Here is a 22,167-nt window from a genome sequence, read left to right as displayed (position 1 = left end):
GCCGCTGGCGGCTAGTCACATGCATCCCCCTCTAGAAGGAGGGGGCGCTGTGTGATCGGACTTTCTTCCAATGGACCACTTGCACGATGTGTCTCAGGTCCTCTACTACCTCGTGCGGCTGATGTTCGAGCTGCATCGGCACTTGGTGCTCCGAAAGGCTCTTCAGCGGCCAAGGCAAGAGCCTGGACAGGGCACCAGCGAGGTGAGCGGGAACAGGTAGACACGCCTACCCACACTCAGTAGAGCGGGGAGGGCTTGGCCGATGGGCAGAGCCCTCCCCTACTGGGGCCGGGGAGTACGGACGTAACCCTTGATCCATGCTGTACGGAGCAGAGAATCAGGCGGGTACGGGCACGTCCTCACGTCGTCGCCGCGGCGTCCGGCCTCGGCGCCCTCCGTGATGGCCCGCACGATGTCCTCACGCGTGCCCACGTGCTTCACCTCTTGTTCTGCTGGTCGGACTCGTTCTTGCGCGCGCCGGTCGCCCATCGCTGTTCGCGGCCGGTGACTTGCTCGATGAACTCGGCCTGTGTCAGCCGACCGTGTTCGGCCCACCACTCTTTCAGTTCGTCGCTCGCCCGCGCGTACGCGATTCGAGCCGGACCGGAGAAGAGTTCAGCCGGATTGGTTCCGGCGGCCTGGGCCTTCTTGTTGAGCAGGTACCCGTTACAGGCGTCCTCGGCGGCGAGGTACTGGCGATAGACGTACTCCTCGTACATGGCGCGGGCCTCGGCGCGGGTGACCCGGCGGGCGGTCTCCTCGGTCACGCCCTTGGCGGCGTCGGCGGCGATGGCGGCGGCCAACTCTTCGGCGAACGCGTCGTCGTCGGCGAGGGCGCCCCACGTCTCCGGGTCCGGGGCGGGGTCCATCGCTTCGGCGAGGGCGTCGCGGTCGGCGAGCAGGTCGTCAACGGCGTTGCCAGTCGCGGCGGGCGGCGGCAGTTCGACAGCGTCGCGGCGGTCCATCTCGGCGGCGATGCGCAGTAGTTCGTCGTTGGTGGCGTACTGCATGCACCACGCGAGGGCGTCGTCGCCCACGTCCGAGAGATCGGCGGCGAGGTTCCCGCCGGGGAAGTAACGGGCGAGCAGGGCGCGGCGGTTGGCCTCGGTGTCGAGGGCGGCGCGTTCGTCGGGCCCGGCGACGCGGGCGCGGGCGGCGAGGTCATGGTCGGACAGGCCGACCAGGTCGCGCCGTACGCCGGGAAGCCGGGCGGCGGTGTCGCGGCGGTCCATCTCGGCCATGACGCGCAGTGCGTCGCCGTCGTCGAGGTGCGGGAACGTGCGGGCGAGGTCGGTGTCGCTGAACGCGAGCAGGTCGTCGGCGAGGTGTCCGCCGGGCCGCACACGGTCGAGCAGGTCGTCGCGGTCGCGGCGGTCGGCCTCGGCCTCGATCCGCGCGCGGGCGCGGTCGTCGAGCAGGCCGGACCCCTCGGCGCCGGCGAGCTGGTCGTCGCGCATCTCCCGTACTGACCGGTCGTCGCCCGACCACACGCGGGCGGCGTCGACCTGCTGCGCGGTCGGCTCGGTGCGCGGGGCGGGGAGGTTCGAGGCGCCCGGCTGCTCGCGGTGCCGCAACCGGCGCAGATCGGGGTGTGCGGCGAGGTGGTCGCGCATGGCGCCCTGCCACTGCCGCACCTTGGCGCCGGCGGCGCGCTGCGCCTCGGGGGTGACGGCGGCGGCCTCGCGGGTTTTCCACCGCCTGATGTTCCGCTCGATCTTCCGCTGTCGCTGTCCCGCCTCGTAGCCGGCTGGGTCGCTGGTCGCGTCCTCCACCGGCGTGATGCCGGGAGAGTAGGCGCTCACGGAGTGACGGCAGTTCGGGTGTTGCAACCCCGCCCGGCGGGCCTCGTCGAGCGATCCGGCGACGCTCACCCGGACCGTGCGGCCGTCCTCGACGGCGTGCTCGGCCTCGACCGTGCGCTCGCCGTCCGCCCCGCCCACAGTCAACACCTTGCGCTCCCACGGGCGGCAGAGCGGGCACTCGCGAGGGGAGTCGGACACGACGACCAGGTCAACGCCGGCCTCGGCGAGCGTGCGCGTGTGCGCCTCGATCGCGGCGCGGCCGACGGACGTCCGTACGGCCATCTCCGCGTAAGAGGTGAGCTGCCAACGGCGCCCCGCGCGGTCCGTGAACGACGCGATACCGCGGTCGGCAAACCGGCGCATGGCGTCCTGTGTCGTCTGTCGGCGGGTGCCGGTACCGAGTAGCGGCGTGGCGGTGACCTCGGCGACGACCGTCCGGTACTGGTCGTCGACCGCCCGGAGAATCGAGCGGTGCGTCGAGGTGAGCCGGTCGACGGTTTCCTGTGCGAGGCGGTCGACGGCCTGCGCGTTCGGTGTGACCTCGTCGACCAGGCGGCGGCCGCCGTCGGACAGGGCGCCGAGTTCGGCGACGGCGGCGCGGTGACCGGTGTTGTACGCCTCGGCGACGGCGTCGAACACGTCGAGGCTGACGGCCTTGCCGAGTTCGTCGACAACGCCTTGAGCGGCGCGGCGCACGGCCTGTACGGCGGCGAGCTTCCGCTCGACCCACCCCGGGGCGTCGAGGCCCTCGGCGAGCTGCCGGGCGATGATGCCCAACAGCCGGTCCTCGGCGTCGGCGTACAGGTCACGGGTGGTCTCGGCGAGGTCTTCGACCATGCCCGGATGGATCGGCATGCGCCCCCCAACGGCCGTACGAAAGTGGACAGATGGGAGGCACGCGCGAACCGTCGGTGACGGATGGTGAATTATGCGACTGCGGAGAGTAGTTGTGGTACGCCGGAGCCCACGGCGCCCCTGATGACGCGTTAGAGTTGCTGGCGCAGCTCCACGTGACCCCTCACGTGCTTCGCCGGTACCCCCGGTGAAGGCCCTGGGCCCCAGGGCACTTTGGGGTCACGGGAGGTGACACGATGACGCGTCGCGACAAACGCGGCAGGCGGAGCGGGAAGCGGAAGCCGGACAAGCGGCTGATGCTGATCGACTGGCTGCCGGTGATCAGGCTCATCATCGAATGGCTGCTGCGGTAGGGCTCGCGCGAGCGTCCCTGACGTGACCCCGGACGTACGGCATGGACAGAGCACTCAGCACTGAGCCCAGCCGACGCTTAGACGGCTGGGCTCACTAGCTGCACGCCACGGCAAGGGCCTGACGCCCGGCGGCAACCGCGCGTTGGGCCCTTCGCTGTGCCTGAGCACAACTTTGCATGGCGTTTCACGTGAAACAGTACCTCGATGGGGACAACCGAGGAAAGTTATACGCGTCAGATTCGGTTGTGACATTGCTGATCTGCATTGAACTTTGGTCGCGAACTTTGGTCGCGAGCGTTGCTCGCGAACTTTGCTCACGAATGTTGTTCACGAACTTTGGTCACGAGCGTTGCTGACGTCAGCTCGGAAATGTGCCGACGGGGTCGGGTGCGGCAGCGCCTGTCTCGGCGAGGATCGCCCGCACTTCGGCCTGTATGGCGGTGTCGTCCCAAGTGGGGTTCAGGATCTTGACCTTGGTCGCGGTCGACACGGCCCCGGCGCGGTTGAGCAGGTCGAGCGTGGTCGCCGTCTGCTCGGCGGACTCGGCGACGCCGTCGCCGAACTCCACGCGGGGACGGTCGGGCGTGATCCTGCTGCCGAACAGCTGCGCGTCGAGCAGCAGCAGGACATGAACCATGTCCGCGACGGCGTGCCGCCAGTAACCGGCCTTCTTGCGGCGGGTGACCATGCTCCGGGCGTCGCGGCTGTCGACCTCGGTCGCGGTGACCGGCGCTCCGTCGCCGTCGAGGCCGAACGACTGGGGCGAGTAGCCGGCTGACTGGGCGGCCTCGCGTGTGATCGCCTCGGTGGTGCTGCGGTGCTCCTCGACCCTGATGTCGAACTGGTTCAGGGTGATCCCGGCGCCCTCGTTCGGCGGCATCCGCAACGAATGCCAGACCTCGCGGTCGTCGTCGAACGACGCCCCGCGGCCGGCTCCCTCGTTGCGCATGTACCCGTCCGGGACGATCAGGCGGGCTCGGGCGAGGCGGATGTCGCGCATCCACGATGTCCACGTTTCGTCGAGGCTGTCGAACAGGTCGTAGATCGGAGCCGCGTAGTCCGAGCGCCCGATCGGTGAACCGCGGTGCAGCCGGTTGGGCAGCATGTTGGGGACGTAGGCGGCGGTGAGCTGCTGAATGCCGGTCGCGATCGCGTCGCCCTGGGCGTCGAGGCTGTCGACCAGGTCGGCCGTGTCGGGGTGCTCGGTGAGCGGCACCCGGCGGCCGACGTTGTCGGCGGTCCCCTGGTACAGCGCGTGCACGATGCGGCCGGGCTCGTGCCGCTCGAAGTGCCGCCATACCGTCGAGGTCGTCGAGCCTTCCAGTTCGCGCCAGAAGTTCACGGCGCGCAGCAGGCCGAACCGCCACTCGGGTATGGCTCCGTCGGGCTGCATGACGGTGAGCAGGGGGCGCGGCACTAGGTCGCGGTCCCATGTCACCCGCAGGAACACGCCGGACAGGGCGGCGGCCTGCTCGGCGGCGCCGAGGAACACCTGTTGGGCGCGACCCTCGTCGAGCAGCTGGTCGAGGCGGGCCTGTGTGGTGGTGTCCTCGACGGTGATCGTCGGCATGTCCGCGAACAGCAGGTCGGCCGAGGTCGACGCGATGTCGCCAGGGAGAGGGACGTGTAGCCGGTGGTCGCGCCGGTCGATGCGGTGCTCGAACGACCGGCGTCCCCACAGGCGGCGCCGCTCGGTGTGGCGTGGGTGGTTGGTGTAGACGCGGGCGAGACGATTCCGGTCGCCGCTGTACCACGCGTCGTCGATGCGCATCGCGTCGTAGTACGGGGCCCACGCCGACGGCGGCCACTCTGCGCCCTGGTCAGGGAGTGCCATCGTCGCCCCCTTCCTGCTCGCCGGTCGCGAACGCGTCGGCGGCGCTGCGGAACAGGGCGGCGAGGGCGGGGCGTACTTCCTCGCCGGGGGCGAGGGTGAGGTCGCCTACCTCGACAGTGTGCTCGCCGACGGTGAGGGTTACGGGCAGGGTGAGCGGTGCGGCCATGGCGGCGGCCTCCTTCATGCGGCGAGGGTGAGCAGGTGCCGCCATTCGTGGGCGGTGGAGTGGACGGCGTAGCGCAGTGCGTCGCACGAGTGGTCGGCGACCTTGACGGGCTTGTCCTCGCCCTTGTCGGCGGCGGCCGTGTCCCATACGTAGCCGGGCAGTTCGTCGAGCAGTCCCTCGCAAGACCGGTGTATCCGCAGCAGACCGGCGCCGAGCAGGCTCGCCACGGACCGGATGCCGTCCACCACTTCGTTGGAGGCGCGGGCAACGCCCTCGTAGGAGTCGGCCCACAACTGCGTGATGAACGATGCCGCGCTCGGGTCGACGAACGTCCACTCGGGGGCGACGCCCTGCTCAGCAACCCACGTGCGCAGTGCGGCGCTGTACTGGGCGTCGGTCATCTGCCGTTGCGCGGTGCGGGAGTCGTGGCGCCACTCGGCGCACGCGTACAGCCGGCCGTCGACTCCCTCGCCGAGCAGGATCGCCGAGGTGGCGTTCACGGTGCCGTAATCGACGCCGATCCAGTACCGGCGCATGGACGGCAGGGTGTCGACGACGTGCTCGGACTCGTCGAACATGTCGTAGATGGCGCCTTCGGCCTGGACCCACAGACCGAGGACGTTCCGCTTGTAGAACAGGCCGGTGTGCGTCGACTTGATCCGGGCTCTGTACTCGTCGTCAAGGCCGGGATTGTCGTCCAACTGGAAGTGCCACGACCTGAGCCGGGCCTCTTCCGGCCTGAGCAGGTAGTCGCGGCGTAGCCAGTGATTCGGGTTGTCCGGGTTGGTGGTCGCGAAGATCTTCGACCCCGGCACGCTGCACCGTGCGGTGAGCTGGTCAAAGAACGACTTGGGGAGCGTGGTCGCCTCGTCCACGTACGCCCCGGCGCACGTCAGACCTCGTACCTTTGGTTCGGCCTGGGCGTCGTTGGCGCCGAGGGCGTGCACGGTACGGCCGAGGACGGTCGCCGTTGGGGCGCCGGCGGTGTACTGGATGTCTTGCGCGACCTCGCCGAACACGTCCGGGTTCGTGAGCGGACCGAACACGTTCCGGGCGAGGCTGTCGCGTGTGCGCCCGACCATGACCAGTTCGCCGCCGGTCGGCGGGTCGGCGACGTACCCCAACCACCGGAGCAGGCTCGCGATGGTCTTCCCGGACCGTACGGAGCCTTCCCAGAGGTTGAGGAACGCGGCGGCCTCGACGATCGAATCGACCTGCTTCGGCGACAGACCGAGGTCACTGTTCATCGTCGCCGTCCGGTGAACTTCCGTGCCGCTCGGCGTAGTTGCGGGCGAGTCCTTCCATGAGGCGCCCGATCACGGAGCGGGAGCGCTCCCCGGCCTCGTCGCGCGGCGGGGCGAGTTTGAGGGAGCGGTCGAGGGCGGCGCCGGCGGTGGCCATCATGGTGCGCCGGTCGGCGGGGGTCGGCTCGTCCTGCCACTTCTGGGCGTAGGTGTGGTCTTTCCCGCCCCACTCGAAGTAGAGGTGTGGCTCGGTCATCTTCGCGAGTTCGCGCTCGGCGATGTCGTGCAGGGTGACGGCGAGTTCGGAGCGGCGCGCGGCGAGGTCGGCGCGGCGCACCCGGGTAGCGGCTTCGACCTCGGCGGCGCGGTCGAACGTGAGCGGCGGGTCGAACGCTGCGGCGATCTTCGACACGGTCGAGGGCGACCGTTCGATCGCCCGCGCGATCTCGTTCCGACTCTTGCCCTCGGAGTGCAGGCGGCGTACCTGCTCGCGGTCGTCGTCGTCGATGGGGCGTCCCACGGGCGATCACCTCCCGCGGACATGCGAACGCCCCGCCGCTGGGGGGAGGAGCGACGGGGCGTTCGGGTAGGGCGTCCGTTTGCGGGCACGCCGAAGACGGGCCCCACTTTAGGTCACGGAACGATAACGGCGCAACTGGTCTTGTCCGACGCCCTCGCCCGCGCGCATGGCGGCCCGCGTCCGGACGCGCGGCGCGCCCCGCCGTGTCGTACAGCGGGGTACGCGGCTGTCATACGTGCTGGTCAGGCTGTCGGACGGGCTTGTACGGCTTGATGTTCGCCGTCTCGATGACGGGCGCGACGCCCGTCGGGTAGTGCCCGCGGTTCCATGCCTCGTAGTACAGGTTCGCGAGCAGCAGTAACGCTTGTCGGACGGCGGCCGAGGCGTCGCAACCGGTCTTCATGATCACGCGCAGGTCGTCGTACATCCCCTCGTCGAGGATGCGCACGGACAGAGACCGGCCTACGGGTGGCGGGAGGCTCGGGGCCTTGGCTGGCCGCTCGGTAGGCTGTGTTCTGGTCATGGTGGGGTCGCTCCCATCGTGATTAGTCGGGCCCGTCCGGCGGTGGAGTCGCTGTGTACGGGCCCGCGTCATGTGCTGGTCAGTGCTCGTGGATGGTGTCGCCGTCGTACGCGGCGGTAAATCGGGCGTCGTCTGGGTCGCCTTCCTCACCGCTTCGCCACACGCACACGCGGGCACCGCTGCGAGCGAGGGGAACGTCGAGACGTTCACCGAGGATCTGGTCGGCGACACTGGCAGCGGACTCGGTGGCACAGAGAGTTCCGGACTCGACCGGTTCCCAGGCGTCCTCGCCGGTCGCGCGGTACATGGTCCATGCCGCGTCCCACGGGTTATTACGCAGGATCCTGTGAACGTACGACGCGGTCACGCCCAGCTCTGCGGCGATCTCGGCAGCCGTCCACCCATCGACGCGCGCCGCGACGATCACGCTCGGTAGGGCCCCCTCGACGGCCTTCGCGGTGCGGCGGATCACGCCTGCCTCGGCGAGGGAGAGGGACGGACCGACCCGCTCGGCGAGAGCGGCGCGCGCCGTGGCGGTGGTCGCCCGGGCGTACTCCTCGGCGAGGCGTGCGAGACCGGACGATTCGGCGGCCGCGTACTGGCGCCGCTCGGCTTCGCATTCCTTCTCGAACTGGTCGAAAGCGGCGAGTAGTTGGGTGCGCAGCCTTCCCGCGGGCGTCTCGTCGGGCTGCTCGTTACTCATGGTTCCTGCTCCTGGTGGCGCGGTCGGGCCCGGCCTCGGGCGAGGCCGGGCGGTCAGGCGGCGAACAAGGCGTACTGCTCATGCGGGCGCGGCACCCCGTCGAGGGCGAGCTGTTCGGCGCGGCGTGGTCGCGCATGCGAGGCGGTCACCAGCATGCCGGCTGGCTCGACGACCTCGATCCGCCATGCAGCGGCCACGGCTTCGGCCTCAAAGCGGTCGCGCGCCTCGGCACGTACGCACCGCTTGCACAGATGCCACCCGCGTACGACGGCGAAGATCCAGTTACGGCCGCCCGCAGGGCGCCCGCAGTAAAGCTCTCGGGTTCCGGGGCGGCGGTAGTGTCCGGTCGCCTTGCGGGCGGCGCCGCGCACTGCGTAGGTCTCCACAGGGGTTCGCTCCTCGGCGGGGCCCGCCCTCAGCAGGCGGGCCCCCTCGGCGGTCAGGCGGGGACGATCAGGACAAGGTCAGTCGCGGGCCACGGGTCGCAGACGTCCCACGGGTTGTCGTCGCCGAGGTTCACGACGGCTTCCGTGCAGTCCGCGAGGTTGTCACACGACCCACACCCGCACGTGCGGTCGTAAGGCATCGGGTGCGCCTGGTACTGGTCGTTGAAGTAGTCCGAGCGGGGCAGACGGCCAAGATTCGGGTAGGCGGTGAGCTGCGCCCGCACGGCGTCGCCGTGGTGGTAGTCGGGGAACGACGCGAGGATCGTGTCTCCCTCGGCGACCTCGACGGCCCGCACGATGCGGGCGGCGGCGGGGTCGACCAGCAACGGGGCGTGATCCTCGTCGTTGGGGAGCGCCGTCACGACCACAGGGAAGAACTCAAAACACTTGGTGCGCATGGGGTTTCCCTTCGGAGGGGCGCCCGCGCGGGGCGCCCCTCAGTGGTCAGTCAGGCGCGGGCGTCGAGGATGTGGGCGCGGGCGGCGAGTGCGGCCGTCTCGACGAACCGCCACTCGCCGTCGAGGTCGTCGGACCCGACGCCCTCGGCGCGGAAGATGGTCACCTCGATGGGGCGTCCGGGGTAGATGTGGGCGCGTGCCACGCCGTCCTCGAACAGGACGGCGTACCCCTCGGTCGACCAGCCCACGGCCCAACCCTCGGCCGTCACGGTCGGGTACTCGTCGGCGTCGCGCTCCTCGCGCGGAACCGTGACGTCGTTGAAGCGCTCGGGCAGGAACGTGATCACGCGGGTGGGGCGCAGCTTCTCGACAGCGAGGGCGAACGCGCGCTCGCGGGTCTGCGTGCCCGCGAACAGGTAGTCACGACTCGGGTAGATGTCGCCCTCGCTGGGGATCTTGGCGACAGCCCAGTACCCGTCAAGCGGCTTGCTCGCCGTGTTGAAGACGGCGTACTCGGCACCGTCGAACTCGAAGGTGGAACGGCCCTCGGCGTCAGCCTCGGCGAGCTGGGGCTCGGGGGCGGCCTCGCGGCGGTGCACGCCGTCGCAGACATGACCGGTCTCGGCGCAGTCGCATGGGCAACCGCAGTCCTCGACGGCCTGCACGAAGAAGGTGAACGCGTCAATGTGGTGCTCGCCGACGATCTCGGTGTCGTCGAGACGGTCGAGGAACGCGTCGAACGGGTTCGGGTCCTCGACGTCCTCGGCGACGGCCTCGACGTCGGCACGCAGCCACTCGCGGGCTTCGTCGAGGGTGCCGATGCACTCGACGCGGTACTCGACGTCGAGGCCGATCTCGCGGTTTCCGACGTGGTAGCGCGTTCGTTTTGTGCTGGTCACAGGGGGTCGCTCCCTTGGTCTGGCCGGGTGGAGTCCGGCGGCGTGGTTCCCACACTAGACGGAATGAACTCAGTACACAAGCTCTGATGTACTGAGTTCATCTCCCTTGTCGGGGTGGTGACTTCGACCCCGTGCGCGGGCGGGCCCGGCCCTCGCCTCCGGGCCCGCCTCGGCTACGCGGCGGGCTGCTGCCGGTCGACGGCGAGGGCGGCCCACAGGGCGATCAGGTCGGCCCCCCGCCACTCGCCCCGGCGGCGGCCGTCCTCGGCTGGCGCGGTGCAGAGTGCGCCGGTCGAGCAGGCGACGACCGGCTCCCCGCCGGCGCGGGTGCGGCCGGTGAGACGCCCGCCGCACCAGGGGCACGGCCGGTCGAGGGCGGTCGACCGGCCGTCGCGTCCGAGGGCGCGCTCGACGGCTTGGCGAGCGCCGGCGGCCGTCGCGGCGAGGTGGTCGAGCAGCAGGGCGGGGACCGGCGTGAACAGGTCGCCGTACTTCTCGCCGAGGGCCCGCCCCTCCAGCCACACGGCGGCCCAGTGCAGCCCGTACGCCCGCGAACCGGCCGACTCGGGCGTCTGGTAGTGCCACCGGCCGGGGTTCTGCCGGTCGGCGAGGTCTTCCCGCACGACGGTGCGGGGCGGGAGCGACCGCAGCACGACCGGCGTCCGCCGTACGGGGCGCTGCACCTGCTCGGCGACGGCGTCGGCGAGGTCGAACAGGTCGCGCTCGGTGTCGAGGGCGGCGTCGAGGGCGTCGAGGTTGAGCGGGGCCGGGTGTTCGCGGATGGTGAGCGGGAGCCGGCCTATGACGGGCGCGGCCGGTATGGGGTCGTCGGTGCGGTCGGCGGCGGCGAGCTGGTCGAGGAACCCGCCGCGGGTCTCGCGCGGCGGCCACTCGGCGGCCGGGGGGTGCGCGATGGCGGCGAGCAGGTCGCCCCACTGCTCACGGATGGCGGCGAGGTCGACCGCGGCGCGGCGGCCGACCGGCGGGGCGGCGAGGGGGGTCGTCATGGGTGGCTGCTCCTTGTGCTCAGTGCTGGGCGAGGGCGTCGCGAACGGCGTCGTACGCGTCGTGCAAGCCGTTGGCGTAGGCGAGGGTGTTCGGCAGTCCGAGGCGGGGCCGGGGCGCGGTGGGCAGCAAGGCCCGTACTGCGGCGACTTGCTTCCCGGCGGCGCGGTAGACGGCGAGGGTGTCGGGCCCGAACACGGCCCGGTACGCGGTGAGTTGTTCCTCGGCGTCCGCGGCGCGCTGCCGGGCCTCGGCGAGGTCGCCCTCAAGCTCGCGTACGACGGCGTCGGCGGCGGCGCGGTGATGGGCGAGGGTGCGCGTGGTGCCCTCGTTCGCCTTGCGGGACTCGTCGGCGCTGCGGCGTTCCTGCTCGACGTACTCGCGCAACAGCCGGGCCTCGGCGGCGCTGAGCCTGCCGCGCTGGGCGCGGGCGAGCAGGACGTCGAGGGCGGCGCGGCGGTCGGCGCGCTCGTGGTCGCGCGGCTTGGTCCGGGAGTGCCGGCGGCGGTGAGTGGTCACGGGGTCTTCTCCTTGCGGTGGTCGGTGCGGTGGCCGAGCCGCTGCTCGCGCGCGCGGTCGGGCTCGCGTCCGGACGCGCGACCGACTGGAACGGGCAGTTGTCGGCGGGTCATGCGGCCTGAGCGAGGGCGCGTGCGGCGCGGGGGCGGATGGGCTCGACGGTGGCGAGGCGGGCCTCGCGCTGCTCGGCGCGTTTGGCTCGGGCGGACGCGTTCTTGCACTTCCGGCACTTCCGCGTCCCGTTCTTCGCGCGGATGGTGTTCGCCTGGTCGTAGGCGTGGCCGGCCGGGCAGTGGGTGACGGCGGCGCGGGCGGCGACGTGGTTCGTCGAGCGGAGGATGTTCGTACGGTGCGTGACGGCGTCGAGGTGGCCGGGGGCGACGCATTCGCGGCGGCGGCACCGGTGGTCGACCTCAAGGCCGGCCGGTATCGGGCCGTTGGCCTGCTCGTACGCGTAGCGGTGGGCCTTGACGGTGCGGCCGTGGGCCCAAAAGGTGCCGTAGCCCTTCTCGTTCTGCGAGCCGTCCCACAGGTGGCAGGGGCCGGGGCAGTTCCGGCGGAGTGACCAGGGGCCGGCGGTGTTCACCTTGTCGGCGAACCGCTCGGCCGGGGTGGGCCGGTCCATGGGGCTACCTCCGACGGGAAGTCGTTCCGAATGTTCTTTCGTGGTTGGTTCATTCCTTCCAGGGTTGGAACATAGTCCACAGGGGGCGGCCTCGGTCACTCCGATTTCCGCCCCCTGGCGCGGTGCTACGCGGCTGCGGGGCGGTCGTCGGCCTTGGCGAGGACGATCGTCCACCCCATGGCGACCAGTTCCGCGACGACCTGCTCGGCCACTTCCCGGGCGGTGTCGAGGCCGTTCCCACGGGCGTTCTCGACGCCCGCGCGCACGACGGCGAGGGCGGCGGCGGGGATCATCGCTGCGACCCGGTGACATGGCGGGCGTCGCGGCGTCCGCACTGCTGACGGGCGACCGGCGGACGCACCATGAGCCGCGCGAGGGCGGCCCGCGCGCGCTCGGACTTCTCGGCAGCGGCGATGCGGGCGGCCTCTTCCCGCTCGGCGCGGTGCCGCTCCTCGACGGCGCGGCGGCGCTGCTCCTCCTCGGCGGCGCGGCGCTCGGCGAGCAGGGCGGGCCCATCCACTTCGAACCACGTCGACCACCGGCCGTATCCGTTGTGCTGCTCGACGATCACGTACGCGCCCTGCTCGGCCATGTTCCGCGCGATGCGGCGCGCGGCCTTGCGGTCCTGCGTCGGCTTGATGGCCGGGCGGTCCGGATGCCGATCCCACGATCCCGTGATCCGGTACCCGCTGTTGTTTTTTGTGCGGTCGCCCGCGCTCGCGCGGCGGCGGTGCGGGGCGCGCTCGGGGTGCTTCCTGCGGCTGGTCATGCGGCCGGCTCCTTCGGTGCGTAGCGGCGGGCGGTGGCGAGGTCGAGGCGCGAGGGGTGGGCGGTGCGGCGCGGGTTGCGGCGGCGGTTGACGCACGGCTCGCCGGCGCGGGCGAGGCAATGCACATGCGGGCACGCGACGTCGAGAGGGTCGGGCAGTCCCTCGACGGCGCGGCGTTCGCGCTCGGCCCGGCGCGGCCGGAACTCGGCGAGGGCCTGGGCGACGGAGCGGGGGAGGTAGTCGCCGAGGGCGGCGAGGCGTTCGGCGACCTCGGGCGCGGGCCCGCCGGTCAGTTCGCGGTACGTCGCGGCGGTCGAGGCGCCGGTCGCGACGGCGTTCCGGGTGCCGACCAGTTCGGCGCGGTACGCCTCGGGGTCGTCTGGGTCGGCGGCGGGAACGGGGTCGTGGTGGCGGTCGACGACGTCGCGGCGGAAGCTGTGCCACGGGCGCGATACGTCCGACGGCCGGACCGGGTACGGCGAGGTCGCGATGTGGTGGCGCACGACCTGTGCGGCGTCCCAATGGCGGCCGTTGGGGTGCGGGGCGCGCGGGGGGACGTCGGCGAGCAGGTCGGCCCACTGGTCGAGGGTTTCCTCGGCGGCGGCCTGGTCGGCGGGCGCGGTGCGCGGGTCGAGGCGCACGGCGTAGGCGAGCAGGGCCGCGACTTCTTCGCGGGTCATCTGGCGTGCTCCTGGGGCGAGTTGAGGGCGGCGGCGAACATGTCGGCGGCGCGGGCGACGCGTCCGGGGCGGGCGGCGGCGAGGGGGATCACGTCGGCGCCCGGCGACGTCGGGGCGCCGGCGGGGACGGGCGGGAGCGCACTCCAGCCGGGGAGGAAGTAGCGGACCGAGCGGGGGCGGGAACGGGCGCGGCGGCACTGCTCGCGGGCGTGGTCGACCAGGGCGGCGACGGCGGTCCGCTGCACGATCGCCTCAAGCCGGAACCAGTCGGCTTCCGCGAGGGACCACTCGACGACGATCCCGGCGGCGGTGAGCGCGTCACGCAATGGCCGAAGGTTCGGCGGGACGGCGGGCGTCGAGCCGTAGCTAGCTGGCTGTACCTCCGCAGGAGGTACAGCGGGATGGGACGGGTCGGGACGGGGGGACCGTGACGGGTCGGTGCCGTCACGCTGTGACGACCCTTCCTGACCTGCGATGTCTTCGGGGAACTCGATCTGATTCGCGGCCGGTTCGCGATTTCCGTCCGACGGATCGCCGTCGGTTCCGACGTGATTTGCCGACGGAACGGGCGGATTACGCTCCTGGTTCCGCTGCTCGTCGGCGCGTTCGCGGGCCCGCTGCTGCCGCTCGGCGGCCCGTGCGCGCTCGGTCTCGACGCGCGCCCGGCTCGGGTTGTAGATCAGGAAGTCGTGCATGTAGTAGTCGCCGGGGGCCGGCTGCTGGCACTTCGGGTGCGGGCACGTGTGACCGTGCTCGTGCCACAGGCCGGCCGCGACCAGCTTCCGGGCCTGCGGACCGGTCCCGTACAGCTGGGCGACGACGCCCGGAACCATGCCCTCGGTGAGGTGCTGGGCGGCGTACGCGCCCGCCTTGACCCACAGGCCGACGGCGGCGTTACCGGCCTTGAGCGTCTTGGGGTGCCCGTAAAACGTGTCGTCGACTTTGAACCAGGTCACAGGGTCTGTGCTCCTCGGGATGGTGCGCCCGGGGCGAGGGGCAACGGCGGCTCGTCCTCGCCCCGGGGCAGATCAGGCGGTGACGTACGGGCGGGTCCGGGCCGGCTGGTGCTCGTCGCACCGTGGCCCGCACGGGTACGGCCGTACCTCGGAGTCGTGGCACGTCGGGTTTCCGTGCCCACAACTGGGCTTGCTGGCAAGTCGGTTGCACTCGGCGCAGTACCGCTTGCCATCGGCGCGGTGGCGGCCGTGTACGGCCTGGTCGTGCTCGCACTTGGGTGGCCGGTGCCGCATGCCCTTGACGTCGGCGAGGGCGGCGCGGTGGCGCTGCCGGGTCTCCTGGTCGTCGACATGGGCGGGCGAGCAGCATGTCGGCACATCGCACGACGGGCGGGCGGGGCCGACCGGGGCCCGACCGTGCCACATCATGAACGCGGCCTGAAATGCGGTGTAGGCGGTGCCCTTGTGCTGGAACCGGCCCCCTCCCTTGGCGGGGTTGCCGGTCCACTCGCGGTGTCCGCCCTCGGTCTCGCGGGTGTTCTTGAGGAACACGAGCGCGAGGTCGGCGGAAACGCCCGGCGCGGACGTGGCGGCGCTCATGCGGCCAGTCCGAACCGCTCGGCGATTCCGGCGCGGTGCAGCAGGAACCGCAGCGCGTACGCGGCCTGCTGGGGGACGACCCCGTTCCCCAACGCCTTGAGCTGTGCGGGGCGGGACAGGCCCGGCACGGCGGTGATGTGGCCGAGGGGTAGCCCCATCATCCACTCGACGAACGCCGGGGTCAGGCGGCCTCGATCGTCAGTTGGCCGAGGTGCCGGTCGGCCCGTGATCGTCTCCCACCGCTCAACCGCGTGGGTGTACTGGCCGTAATCGACGCTGCCGCGCTCGCCAGTGTCGGCGTCCCGTCCCCGTGCTTCTGGTTGGGGCTCCCCTTCGTTCCGTCGCTCGCCCTGGGCGTCGGCAACAGGTGCTCGACCTCGTCGGCGAGCGTCGGACCGTGCCCGCCCCGTTTCCTCTTCGTCGGATGCTGCGACCCGCCGCTCGTCCCCAGTGACGCCGTCGGCGTTTTCAGCAGCTGCACGATCGCCGGTAGGCCGTCCGGGTGTCCCTTCCCCCGGCTGTCCCTCGCGAGGGGCGTCGGAAGCTGCGCGATACGCGCCCGCAAGGTGTCGTTGCGGTTTCCGTCCGGGGTCCCCGGCCCGTTCCACTCGCTCGTGGTCGGCGTCGGCAGCAGGCCACGCGATGATGAAAACGCGCTCACGCTGGTGGGGTGCCCCGACGTCGGATGCGCGCTGCACGTGCCATTCCGCATCGAACCCGAGGTCGGCCAAGTCGCCGAGTACGGCGCCGATAGCTCGAAGAGCGTCGGCGTCTCCGCCGTCTGCATCCAAAGGCGTTCCGTCGGCTCCCACACCGCGAACGGCCTTGGCCGAGAGAAGACCGCGGACATTTTCGATCACCACCAGTCGAGGTCTGAGTACGGAAATGGCGTGTGCGACGTGGAACCACAGGCCGGACCGGGTCCCCTTGATCACGCGCTCGGGCGGCGGGCCCGCAGGGTCGGCGAGGTCGCGGGCGTTGAGTTCGGCGACCGCGGCGGCGGCCACCACACCGGACAGGCGCGAGGGAACGGCGCCGGACGGCGCGGCGGCCTCGCACGTCGTGAGGTCGTGGTCGCCCCACCGGCAGTTCCCGCATAGCAGGACACCGGCGGGTACGACGGTGTCGCCGATCAGGCCCGCGCGCTTGCCGGCGAGGCTCACGTCGGTGCAGGGGAAACCGGACGTGAGGACGTCGACCGGCTCGACCTCCGACCAGTCAACGGCCGTGATATCGCCGTGGTTTGGGACGTCGGGCCAGTGATGGGCGAGGATGCGCGCCGCGTACTGGTGTTTGTCGCCGGGCTCGTATTGGCAGTGCCACGCCACGGACGCGCCGAGGACGTCGCAGACGGCCATGTCGAGGCCGCCGTATCCGGAGCACAGCGACCCAACCCGCAGCGCGTCGCCCTCATCGATGGCGAGCTGTCCCGGCACCATCTCGACGGCCCGCTCGGCGAGCAGCTTCCCGACCGTGTCGAGGGTGAGACTCACGCGGCCTCACCTCGGCCGGGGGGTGTCCTATGGCGGATGTGCGCGGCGAGTCTGGTGATGCGGCCGGCGAGGGTGATCGCGTCGTCGGGGGCGAGCAGGTCGTCGAGGTTGTCGGCGGGCGGGGCCTCGGCGAGCAGGGCCTCGCGGCTCCCGTCGGCGGCGGCTGCGCGCATGGCGCGTTCGTGCTCGGGCATGTCCACGCTCACGACGGCGTGATCGAGGCTGGCGACGTTCGCACCGTGGACGGTGAGCAGACGGCCGACGGGATCGGGGTCGGCGGTGTACGCGACGGCGAGGGCGTCGAGTAACTGCTCGGCACGGTCGGCGATCGGCAGGCGGACGGCGAGGCCGTCGGCGGTGAGCGTCGGGCGGATCACCGGCGCAGCTCCTCGGGCATGACCGGCGTGTCGACGGCGAGGGCGCCCGTAATGGCGTCGTACAGCTGCGGGCGGGTCCAGTCGGCGGCGGGGAACATCCGAAGCAGCAGGCCGCGGGCGGCGCGGTGCGCGTCGCGGTCGGCCTTGACCGGCCCGCCGAGGGCGTCGCCGAGGACGACCCAGGTCGCGAGGCGCTGTTCGCCGTCGCGGTCGGTCGGCACGGGGACGGTCTGAACTCGCGCGGTGCCGGGGGCTATCTGGTCCAGCTGCCGGGCGATCACGGCCGTACGGACGGCGTGCTTCTCGGCGTCCGGGGCGCTCGGCACGGCGGTACTCTCAGGGGTGTTCACGATCGGTACCTCTCGGGGTTCGGTCGGGCGGGCCGTCCGGGCGCAATCCGGGCGGCCCGCCGTGTTTTCAGGCGGCGGCGCGGTGCTCGACGGCGGGCGCCTGCTGGCGCTGGTCGCGTTCGAGGCGGCGCAAGATCAGTTCCGTTGCGGAGTCGAGGCAACCGGCGGCGCGGTCGCTGTCTCGGCGGTCGCGGGCGGCGTCGAGGACACGGCGGGCGTTGGCGAACGCCTGCTCGCGGGAGATCACGGGGCTGGTCATGCGGCGGACCGCTTGACCAGCTGGCCGGCCGAAACGCCGTAGTGCTCCTCGACGGCGGCGGCTACGTTCGCGCTCGGGGCGGTGTGCCCGTGCCACAGGCGCCACGCGGTGTTCCGCGCAACCTTCAACCGGCGTGCGGTGTCTGACGGTTTGTGATCACCCGCTTTGCGGGCGGCGGTGACCAGGGCCTCGCGGTCATACACGAGCATCGTCCTTTCGTGGTTGGTTCACTCCTTCCATGGATGGAACATAGCATGATGGAACGTGTGGGGAAACTGTGAAGTCCTCCCGCTTCAAAGTGCATTGACACTCGGCATATGCCCGACAACAATCGGTCACCTGTTCGAGTGCGCCGCCGCAGTTCTGGGGGTGAACCGTGTTAAAAGTGTGCGATCAGGACAGGTTCAAGACGGCCCGTAGTCGGACCCATCCATGCGCGGTATGTTCCATCCATGGAACAGAACAACCAGCCGGGGAGCGACAAGGCGACCCCCGCCGAGTTCGCGCGATGGCTCCGCGATCAGCTCGAACGGCGCGGCTACGACATGCGACCCAGGGGCGGCGGACAAAGCCGGTTCGTCGCGGATTCGGGCCTGAGTGTCGGCACGATCAGCCGCATTCTCAACAAGCAGGGCGCGCAGGACATCAAGGTTCTGGAAGCCCTCGCACACGCCCTCGGTCTGCCGCTCGCTGAGGTGCTGATCGCCGCCGGCGTCCTCAGCCGCCGAGAGCTAGCCGACGTCCAAAACCCCGCCCCGCGCCCCGACGGCCCACTCACGCCAGAGCAGGCCGCGGAGGAAATGGGCATCGAGGACCCCGAGGACGTCGCGCACTTCGTCAACACAACCGAGTTCCTGATCAGGCGCCGCGCCAAGACTCGCAACGGACGCGCCGCCGAGAATTGACGCACGGAGGCACCGCAAGTGACCCACCGATTCACGCCCGCATTCGCTCTCCTGCTGCTTCTGGCGGGGCAGTCCGCGGGCGTCCTCGGCCTGCTCGGTGACAACGATGCCTTATGGCAGGCCGGGCTGTTCATCACCCTTACCGCCGTCCCGCTGCTCATCGTCCGCACCGTCCACAACTCCCAGCAAGCCACCGCCGACCAGCTCGCCGACGCCGACCGCGCCGGATACGTCCGCGCCCTCGACCATGTCGCCCGCGGTCTGCTCGACGCACCCACCCCGCCCGAACCGGGCCACAGGGAGGACCGCGCCGAGCAGGACGCGGGCAACGTGATCACGCTTCGCCCGAGCCATGTTCGACCAAGCGAACGGAAGGCGCAGTGACAACAGCGCAGTTACCAGCCACTTTCAGAACGAAACAGCTCACGCCGTACGTCGGATACATCCGGGTCTCGACCTGGAAAGAGGAGAAGATCAGCCCCGAACTCCAGCGCAAGGCCATTCTCGATTGGGCCAAGCGCAACGGTTCGGAAATCACCGAGTGGATCGAAGACCTCGACACGACCGGCCGCAACTTCAAGCGCAAGATCATGCGGGCGATCGAGATCGTCGAGAAGGGGCGAGAGAAGGGCATCGCCGTATGGCGATACTCGCGCTTCGGTCGCGACCGCGCAGGCAACGCAATCAACCTCGCGCGCGTCGAGACCATCGGCGGACAGCTGGTCAGCGCCACCGAACCCGTTGACGCAACCACGGCCATCGGCCGGTTCCAGCGCGGCATGATCCTTGAGTTCGCCGCGTTCGAGTCCGACCGCATCGGCGAGGCATGGGCGGAGACGCACCAGCACCGCCGCGCCAAGGGGCTACCGGCCACCGGCCGCCCACGGTTCGGGTACATCTGGCACCGCCGATGGAACCCCCGAACCGAGACACTGCAAGAGGAGAAGTACGAGCCACACCCCGAACTCGGCCCCATCGTCGCCGAGCTGTACCGGCGATACAGCCGCAAGATCAAACCCCAGGGGTTCAGTGCTCTGTGCGCGTGGCTCAACAAGAACGGCCACCGCACCACGCGCGGAACCCTGTGGAGCACTCCCACGCTCACCCGCTACATGGACAGCGGCTTTGCCGCCGGCCTGCTGCGCATCCACGACGACGAATGCAAGTGCAACGGGAGGAAGACCAACGGGACATGCCCGAACTACTTCCTTGCCCAGGGCGCGCACGAGGAACTAGTCGATTGGGACCTGTGGCAGGCGTACCGCGCCAGACGAAAGGAGGTGCAGAACACCCCGCCCCGCGCCCGTAACACCCTGTACGAACTGACCGGCCTGGTTCGCCATGGCACGTGCCGAGGCGGTACCAGCATGACCACGGCACGGTGGAAAACCACCGGGGGCAAGCCGTACAACAAGCCCGGGTACGCCTACCGCTGCACACTGCGCGCGCAGGCCGGCGCGAGCGCGTGCGACAGCCTGTGGATTCCACGCACGGAGGTAGAAAGCGAGGTCGAGAAGTGGCTCAAGCGCGAGGCCGCCCCCGGCATCGACACCGCGCCGCCGACCGAGGACACCACCGAGCCGCAGGTCGACGAGCGGGCCCTCGCCAAACAGGCACGGGGCAAGCTACAAGGGGAGTACAGCACGATCGAGGCATCTCTCACCCGCTTGATCATGGACGCCAACGACAACCCCGAGAAGTACCCGGCGGGGGCGTTCGAGCGGGCACGCGACACGTACCTCGACCGGCAAGAGAAGATCAAGAAGCAGCTTGAAAAGCTGGTCGACGTCGAGGAGACGCCCAAGCGGTCAGACTTTGACCGGCTGGTCGTCGGCGTAGCCCAGGAATGGCGGACGCTCAACACCACCGAGCGGAACGCCATGCTCAAGCAGTTGGTACGCCGTGTCGCCCTTGTGCGCCGCAAGGACGAGAACGGCGAGCCCATACCCGGCGCCGAAGGCATCGAGGTACAGGTTCACCCCCTGTGGGAGCCGGATCCGTGGGAGCCGGCCCGCATCTGCCGGGGGCCGTTCGGCACCGTCACGCCCGGACTGTGGCTGTCCGCCGAACTGTGGACACGTCCCGACACCTGGGAACAGATTCCCCCGAGGTAGTGACATACCGCGTGGTATGCCCCGAGGATTGCGCCAGGTACCACCGCCGCGTAACTCAATGGGGAGGCCCACCGGTGTACGGCACGATGCAAGATGTACCCCTGCTGATCTCGCGAATTCTGGAGCACGGCCGCCAGATCCACGGTTCGTCGCAGGTCATCACGTGGACCGGCGAGGCTGAACCCCAGCGCCGTAGCTTTGCCGAGATCGGCAACCGCGCCGCCCAACTGGCGAACGCACTCCGTGACGAACTCGGAGTACGAGAGTCGGATGTTTTGGGCACACTGATGTGGAACAATGCGGAGCATGTCGAGGCCTACTTCGCGATCCCGTCCATGGGCGCGGTCCTCCACACCCTGAACCTCCGTCTCCCGCCCGAGCAGCTCGCCTGGATCGTCAACCACGCCGCCGACCGCGTGATCATCGCCAACGGTTCGCTGCTCCCCCTGCTCGCCCCGCTGCTGCCGCACCTGAAGCCGGTCGAGCACGTGGTCGTCACGGGCCCCGGAGACCGCTCCCTCCTCGCCGACGCGGCCGTCGGTCGCATCCACGTTCACGAGTACGAGGACCTGATCGCCGGCAAGCCGACCTCGTACGACTGGCCCGAGCTGGACGAACGCCAGGCCGCCGCCATGTGTTACACCTCCGGCACCACCGGCGACCCCAAGGGCGTGGTCTACAGCCACCGCTCCATCTATCTGCACTCCATGCAGGTCAACATGGCCCAGTCGATGGGCCTGACCGACGAGGACACCTCGCTGGTCGTGGTCCCCCAGTTCCACGTGAACGCCTGGGGCCTGCCGCACGCGACCTTCATGACCGGCGTCAACATGCTGATGCCGGACCGCTTCCTCCAGCCGGCCCCCCTCGCCGCCATGATCGAGGGCGAGCGGCCGACCCACGCCGCCGCCGTCCCCACCATCTGGCAGGGCCTGCTCGCCGAACTGACGGCGAACCCCCGCGACGTCTCCTCCCTCGGCCAGGTCACCATCGGCGGCTCGGCCTGTCCGCCCGCGCTGATGGAGGCCTTCGACAAGCTGGGCATGCGGGTCTGCCACGCCTGGGGCATGACGGAGACGTCCCCGCTCGGCACGATCGCCCGTCCGCCGGCCGGTGTGTCCGGCACGGAGGAGGAGTTCGCCTACCGCCTCACCCAGGGCCGCTTCCCGGCCGGCGTCGAGGCCCGTCTGTCCGGCCCCGGCGGCGAACGCCTCCCCTGGGACGGCGAGTCCGCGGGCGAGCTGGAGGTGCGCGGGCCCTGGATCGCGGGCGCCTACTACAACGGCCCCGACGCCGAACCGCTGCGCCCCGCCGACAAGTTCAGCGAGGACGGCTGGCTCAAGACCGGCGATGTCGGCACCATCTCCGCCGACGGCTTCCTCACCCTCACCGACCGCGCCAAGGACGTCATCAAGTCCGGCGGCGAGTGGATCTCGTCGGTGGAGCTGGAGAACGCGCTGATGTCCCACCCGGACGTCGCCGAGGCGGCCGTCGTGGCCGTCCCCGACGAGAAGTGGGGCGAGCGCCCCCTGGCCACGGTCGTCCTCAAGGAGGGCTCCACCGCCACCTTCGAGACCCTGCGCGCCTTCCTCGCCGACGAGGGCCACATCGCCAAGTGGCAGCTCCCGGAGCGCTGGACGGTCATCGCGGCGGTCCCGAAGACGAGCGTAGGAAAGTTCGACAAGAAGGTGCTGCGCAGGCAGTACGCCCAGGGGGAGCTGGACGTCACGTCCCTCGGCTGACGGGCCGGCCCCTGGGGAGCCCCCGGCTGC

At 70.7% G+C, this 22,167-nt stretch carries 28 protein-coding genes; 4 read left to right on the top strand and 24 right to left on the bottom strand.

Annotated features, from left to right (window positions below; genetic code table 11):
* Window positions 1-279 precede the first annotated feature (279 nt).
* The 24 genes from HDC93_RS39240 to HDC93_RS06790 all read right to left on the bottom strand — a co-directional run bounded on the left by HDC93_RS39240 (window position 280) and on the right by HDC93_RS06790 (window position 17,585).
* Window positions 280-489 (bottom strand): Rmf/CrpP fold protein, encoded by a 210-nt coding sequence (locus HDC93_RS39240; RefSeq protein WP_311774500.1) that lies wholly within the window; start codon window positions 487-489, stop codon window positions 280-282.
* Window positions 438-2,657, bottom strand: coding sequence for a phage minor capsid protein (locus tag HDC93_RS06900; protein ID WP_260419455.1), 2,220 nt, complete (start codon window positions 2,655-2,657; stop codon window positions 438-440). Before HDC93_RS06900 ends, HDC93_RS39240 begins: the two co-directional genes overlap by 52 nt.
* Before the next feature lie 711 nt (window positions 2,658-3,368).
* Complete coding sequence (locus HDC93_RS06895; protein WP_185008223.1) at window positions 3,369-4,844, bottom strand: phage portal protein; 1,476 nt, start codon at window positions 4,842-4,844, stop codon at window positions 3,369-3,371.
* Complete coding sequence (locus HDC93_RS06890) at window positions 4,831-5,028, bottom strand: hypothetical protein (RefSeq protein WP_185008221.1); 198 nt, start codon at window positions 5,026-5,028, stop codon at window positions 4,831-4,833. The genes HDC93_RS06895 and HDC93_RS06890 overlap by 14 nt, the downstream gene beginning before the upstream one ends.
* The gene (locus HDC93_RS06885; RefSeq protein WP_185008219.1) at window positions 5,025-6,257 is read right to left on the bottom strand and encodes a PBSX family phage terminase large subunit; all 1,233 of its coding nucleotides are present in this window, start codon (window positions 6,255-6,257) and stop codon (window positions 5,025-5,027) included. The genes HDC93_RS06890 and HDC93_RS06885 overlap by 4 nt, the downstream gene beginning before the upstream one ends.
* On the bottom strand, window positions 6,247-6,774 hold the full coding sequence (locus HDC93_RS06880) for a helix-turn-helix domain-containing protein (RefSeq protein WP_185008217.1): 528 nt from the start codon (window positions 6,772-6,774) through the stop codon (window positions 6,247-6,249). The genes HDC93_RS06885 and HDC93_RS06880 overlap by 11 nt, the downstream gene beginning before the upstream one ends.
* A gap of 229 nt (window positions 6,775-7,003) precedes the next feature.
* The gene (locus tag HDC93_RS06875; RefSeq protein ID WP_185008215.1) at window positions 7,004-7,222 is read right to left on the bottom strand and encodes a hypothetical protein; all 219 of its coding nucleotides are present in this window, start codon (window positions 7,220-7,222) and stop codon (window positions 7,004-7,006) included.
* Between the two features lie 154 nt (window positions 7,223-7,376).
* Window positions 7,377-8,000, bottom strand: coding sequence for a helix-turn-helix domain-containing protein (locus tag HDC93_RS06870; RefSeq protein WP_185008213.1), 624 nt, complete (start codon window positions 7,998-8,000; stop codon window positions 7,377-7,379).
* A 53-nt stretch (window positions 8,001-8,053) separates the two neighbouring features.
* The gene (locus tag HDC93_RS06865; RefSeq protein WP_185008211.1) at window positions 8,054-8,386 is read right to left on the bottom strand and encodes a hypothetical protein; all 333 of its coding nucleotides are present in this window, start codon (window positions 8,384-8,386) and stop codon (window positions 8,054-8,056) included.
* A 53-nt stretch (window positions 8,387-8,439) separates the two neighbouring features.
* Window positions 8,440-8,844 carry a hypothetical protein gene (locus HDC93_RS06860; RefSeq protein ID WP_185008209.1) on the bottom strand — a complete coding sequence of 135 codons (405 nt, stop codon included), beginning with the start codon at window positions 8,842-8,844 and terminating at the stop codon, window positions 8,440-8,442.
* A gap of 50 nt (window positions 8,845-8,894) precedes the next feature.
* Complete coding sequence (locus HDC93_RS06855) at window positions 8,895-9,743, bottom strand: hypothetical protein (RefSeq protein ID WP_185008207.1); 849 nt, start codon at window positions 9,741-9,743, stop codon at window positions 8,895-8,897.
* A gap of 173 nt (window positions 9,744-9,916) precedes the next feature.
* Window positions 9,917-10,750 (bottom strand): hypothetical protein, encoded by an 834-nt coding sequence (locus HDC93_RS06850; protein ID WP_185008205.1) that lies wholly within the window; start codon window positions 10,748-10,750, stop codon window positions 9,917-9,919.
* 19 nt (window positions 10,751-10,769) lie between these two features.
* Entirely contained in the window at window positions 10,770-11,267 is a 498-nt protein-coding gene (locus HDC93_RS06845; protein ID WP_185008203.1) for a hypothetical protein, read from the bottom strand.
* A gap of 109 nt (window positions 11,268-11,376) precedes the next feature.
* Complete coding sequence (locus HDC93_RS06840; protein WP_185008201.1) at window positions 11,377-11,892, bottom strand: HNH endonuclease signature motif containing protein; 516 nt, start codon at window positions 11,890-11,892, stop codon at window positions 11,377-11,379.
* A 125-nt stretch (window positions 11,893-12,017) separates the two neighbouring features.
* Window positions 12,018-12,185, bottom strand: a complete 168-nt coding sequence (locus HDC93_RS06835; protein ID WP_185008199.1) for a hypothetical protein — start codon at window positions 12,183-12,185, stop codon at window positions 12,018-12,020.
* A complete protein-coding gene (locus HDC93_RS06830; protein ID WP_185008197.1) occupies window positions 12,182-12,661 on the bottom strand; it encodes a hypothetical protein in 480 nt (159 codons plus the stop codon). The genes HDC93_RS06835 and HDC93_RS06830 overlap by 4 nt, the downstream gene beginning before the upstream one ends.
* Window positions 12,658-13,341 (bottom strand): cell surface glycoprotein, encoded by a 684-nt coding sequence (locus HDC93_RS06825; protein ID WP_185008195.1) that lies wholly within the window; start codon window positions 13,339-13,341, stop codon window positions 12,658-12,660. Before HDC93_RS06825 ends, HDC93_RS06830 begins: the two co-directional genes overlap by 4 nt.
* A complete protein-coding gene (locus tag HDC93_RS06820; protein ID WP_185008193.1) occupies window positions 13,338-14,297 on the bottom strand; it encodes a mucin-2 in 960 nt (319 codons plus the stop codon). The genes HDC93_RS06825 and HDC93_RS06820 overlap by 4 nt, the downstream gene beginning before the upstream one ends.
* 72 nt (window positions 14,298-14,369) lie before the next feature.
* Window positions 14,370-14,897 (bottom strand): hypothetical protein, encoded by a 528-nt coding sequence (locus tag HDC93_RS06815; protein WP_185008191.1) that lies wholly within the window; start codon window positions 14,895-14,897, stop codon window positions 14,370-14,372.
* On the bottom strand, window positions 14,894-16,390 hold the full coding sequence (locus HDC93_RS06810) for a DNA cytosine methyltransferase (protein WP_185008189.1): 1,497 nt from the start codon (window positions 16,388-16,390) through the stop codon (window positions 14,894-14,896). The genes HDC93_RS06815 and HDC93_RS06810 overlap by 4 nt, the downstream gene beginning before the upstream one ends.
* Entirely contained in the window at window positions 16,387-16,767 is a 381-nt protein-coding gene (locus HDC93_RS06805) for a hypothetical protein (protein WP_185008187.1), read from the bottom strand. The genes HDC93_RS06810 and HDC93_RS06805 overlap by 4 nt, the downstream gene beginning before the upstream one ends.
* Window positions 16,764-17,117, bottom strand: a complete 354-nt coding sequence (locus HDC93_RS06800; RefSeq protein WP_311774499.1) for a hypothetical protein — start codon at window positions 17,115-17,117, stop codon at window positions 16,764-16,766. The genes HDC93_RS06805 and HDC93_RS06800 overlap by 4 nt, the downstream gene beginning before the upstream one ends.
* 67 nt (window positions 17,118-17,184) lie before the next feature.
* The gene (locus HDC93_RS06795; protein ID WP_185008185.1) at window positions 17,185-17,376 is read right to left on the bottom strand and encodes a hypothetical protein; all 192 of its coding nucleotides are present in this window, start codon (window positions 17,374-17,376) and stop codon (window positions 17,185-17,187) included.
* Window positions 17,373-17,585, bottom strand: a complete 213-nt coding sequence (locus HDC93_RS06790; protein ID WP_185008183.1) for a hypothetical protein — start codon at window positions 17,583-17,585, stop codon at window positions 17,373-17,375. Before HDC93_RS06790 ends, HDC93_RS06795 begins: the two co-directional genes overlap by 4 nt.
* A gap of 243 nt (window positions 17,586-17,828) precedes the next feature.
* Here HDC93_RS06790 and HDC93_RS06785 point away from each other — a divergent pair, with 243 nt between their 5' ends.
* The 4 genes from HDC93_RS06785 to HDC93_RS06770 all read left to right on the top strand — a co-directional run bounded on the left by HDC93_RS06785 (window position 17,829) and on the right by HDC93_RS06770 (window position 22,137).
* Complete coding sequence (locus tag HDC93_RS06785; protein WP_185008181.1) at window positions 17,829-18,281, top strand: helix-turn-helix domain-containing protein; 453 nt, start codon at window positions 17,829-17,831, stop codon at window positions 18,279-18,281.
* Window positions 18,282-18,299: 18 nt separating this feature from the next.
* Window positions 18,300-18,665 (top strand): hypothetical protein, encoded by a 366-nt coding sequence (locus HDC93_RS06780; protein ID WP_185008178.1) that lies wholly within the window; start codon window positions 18,300-18,302, stop codon window positions 18,663-18,665.
* Window positions 18,662-20,395 carry a recombinase family protein gene (locus HDC93_RS06775; RefSeq protein WP_185008176.1) on the top strand — a complete coding sequence of 578 codons (1,734 nt, stop codon included), beginning with the start codon at window positions 18,662-18,664 and terminating at the stop codon, window positions 20,393-20,395. Before HDC93_RS06780 ends, HDC93_RS06775 begins: the two co-directional genes overlap by 4 nt.
* 86 nt (window positions 20,396-20,481) lie before the next feature.
* Window positions 20,482-22,137, top strand: coding sequence for a long-chain fatty acid--CoA ligase (locus tag HDC93_RS06770; RefSeq protein WP_185008174.1), 1,656 nt, complete (start codon window positions 20,482-20,484; stop codon window positions 22,135-22,137).
* Window positions 22,138-22,167: the final 30 nt, after the last annotated feature.

The sequence above is a fragment of the Streptomyces sp. AK010 genome (assembly GCF_014207295.1).
Classification (GTDB): domain Bacteria; phylum Actinomycetota; class Actinomycetes; order Streptomycetales; family Streptomycetaceae; genus Streptomyces; species Streptomyces massasporeus.
The sequence above is the reverse complement of the archived record's forward strand: the minus strand, read 5'-3'. Positions and strand labels throughout refer to the sequence as shown.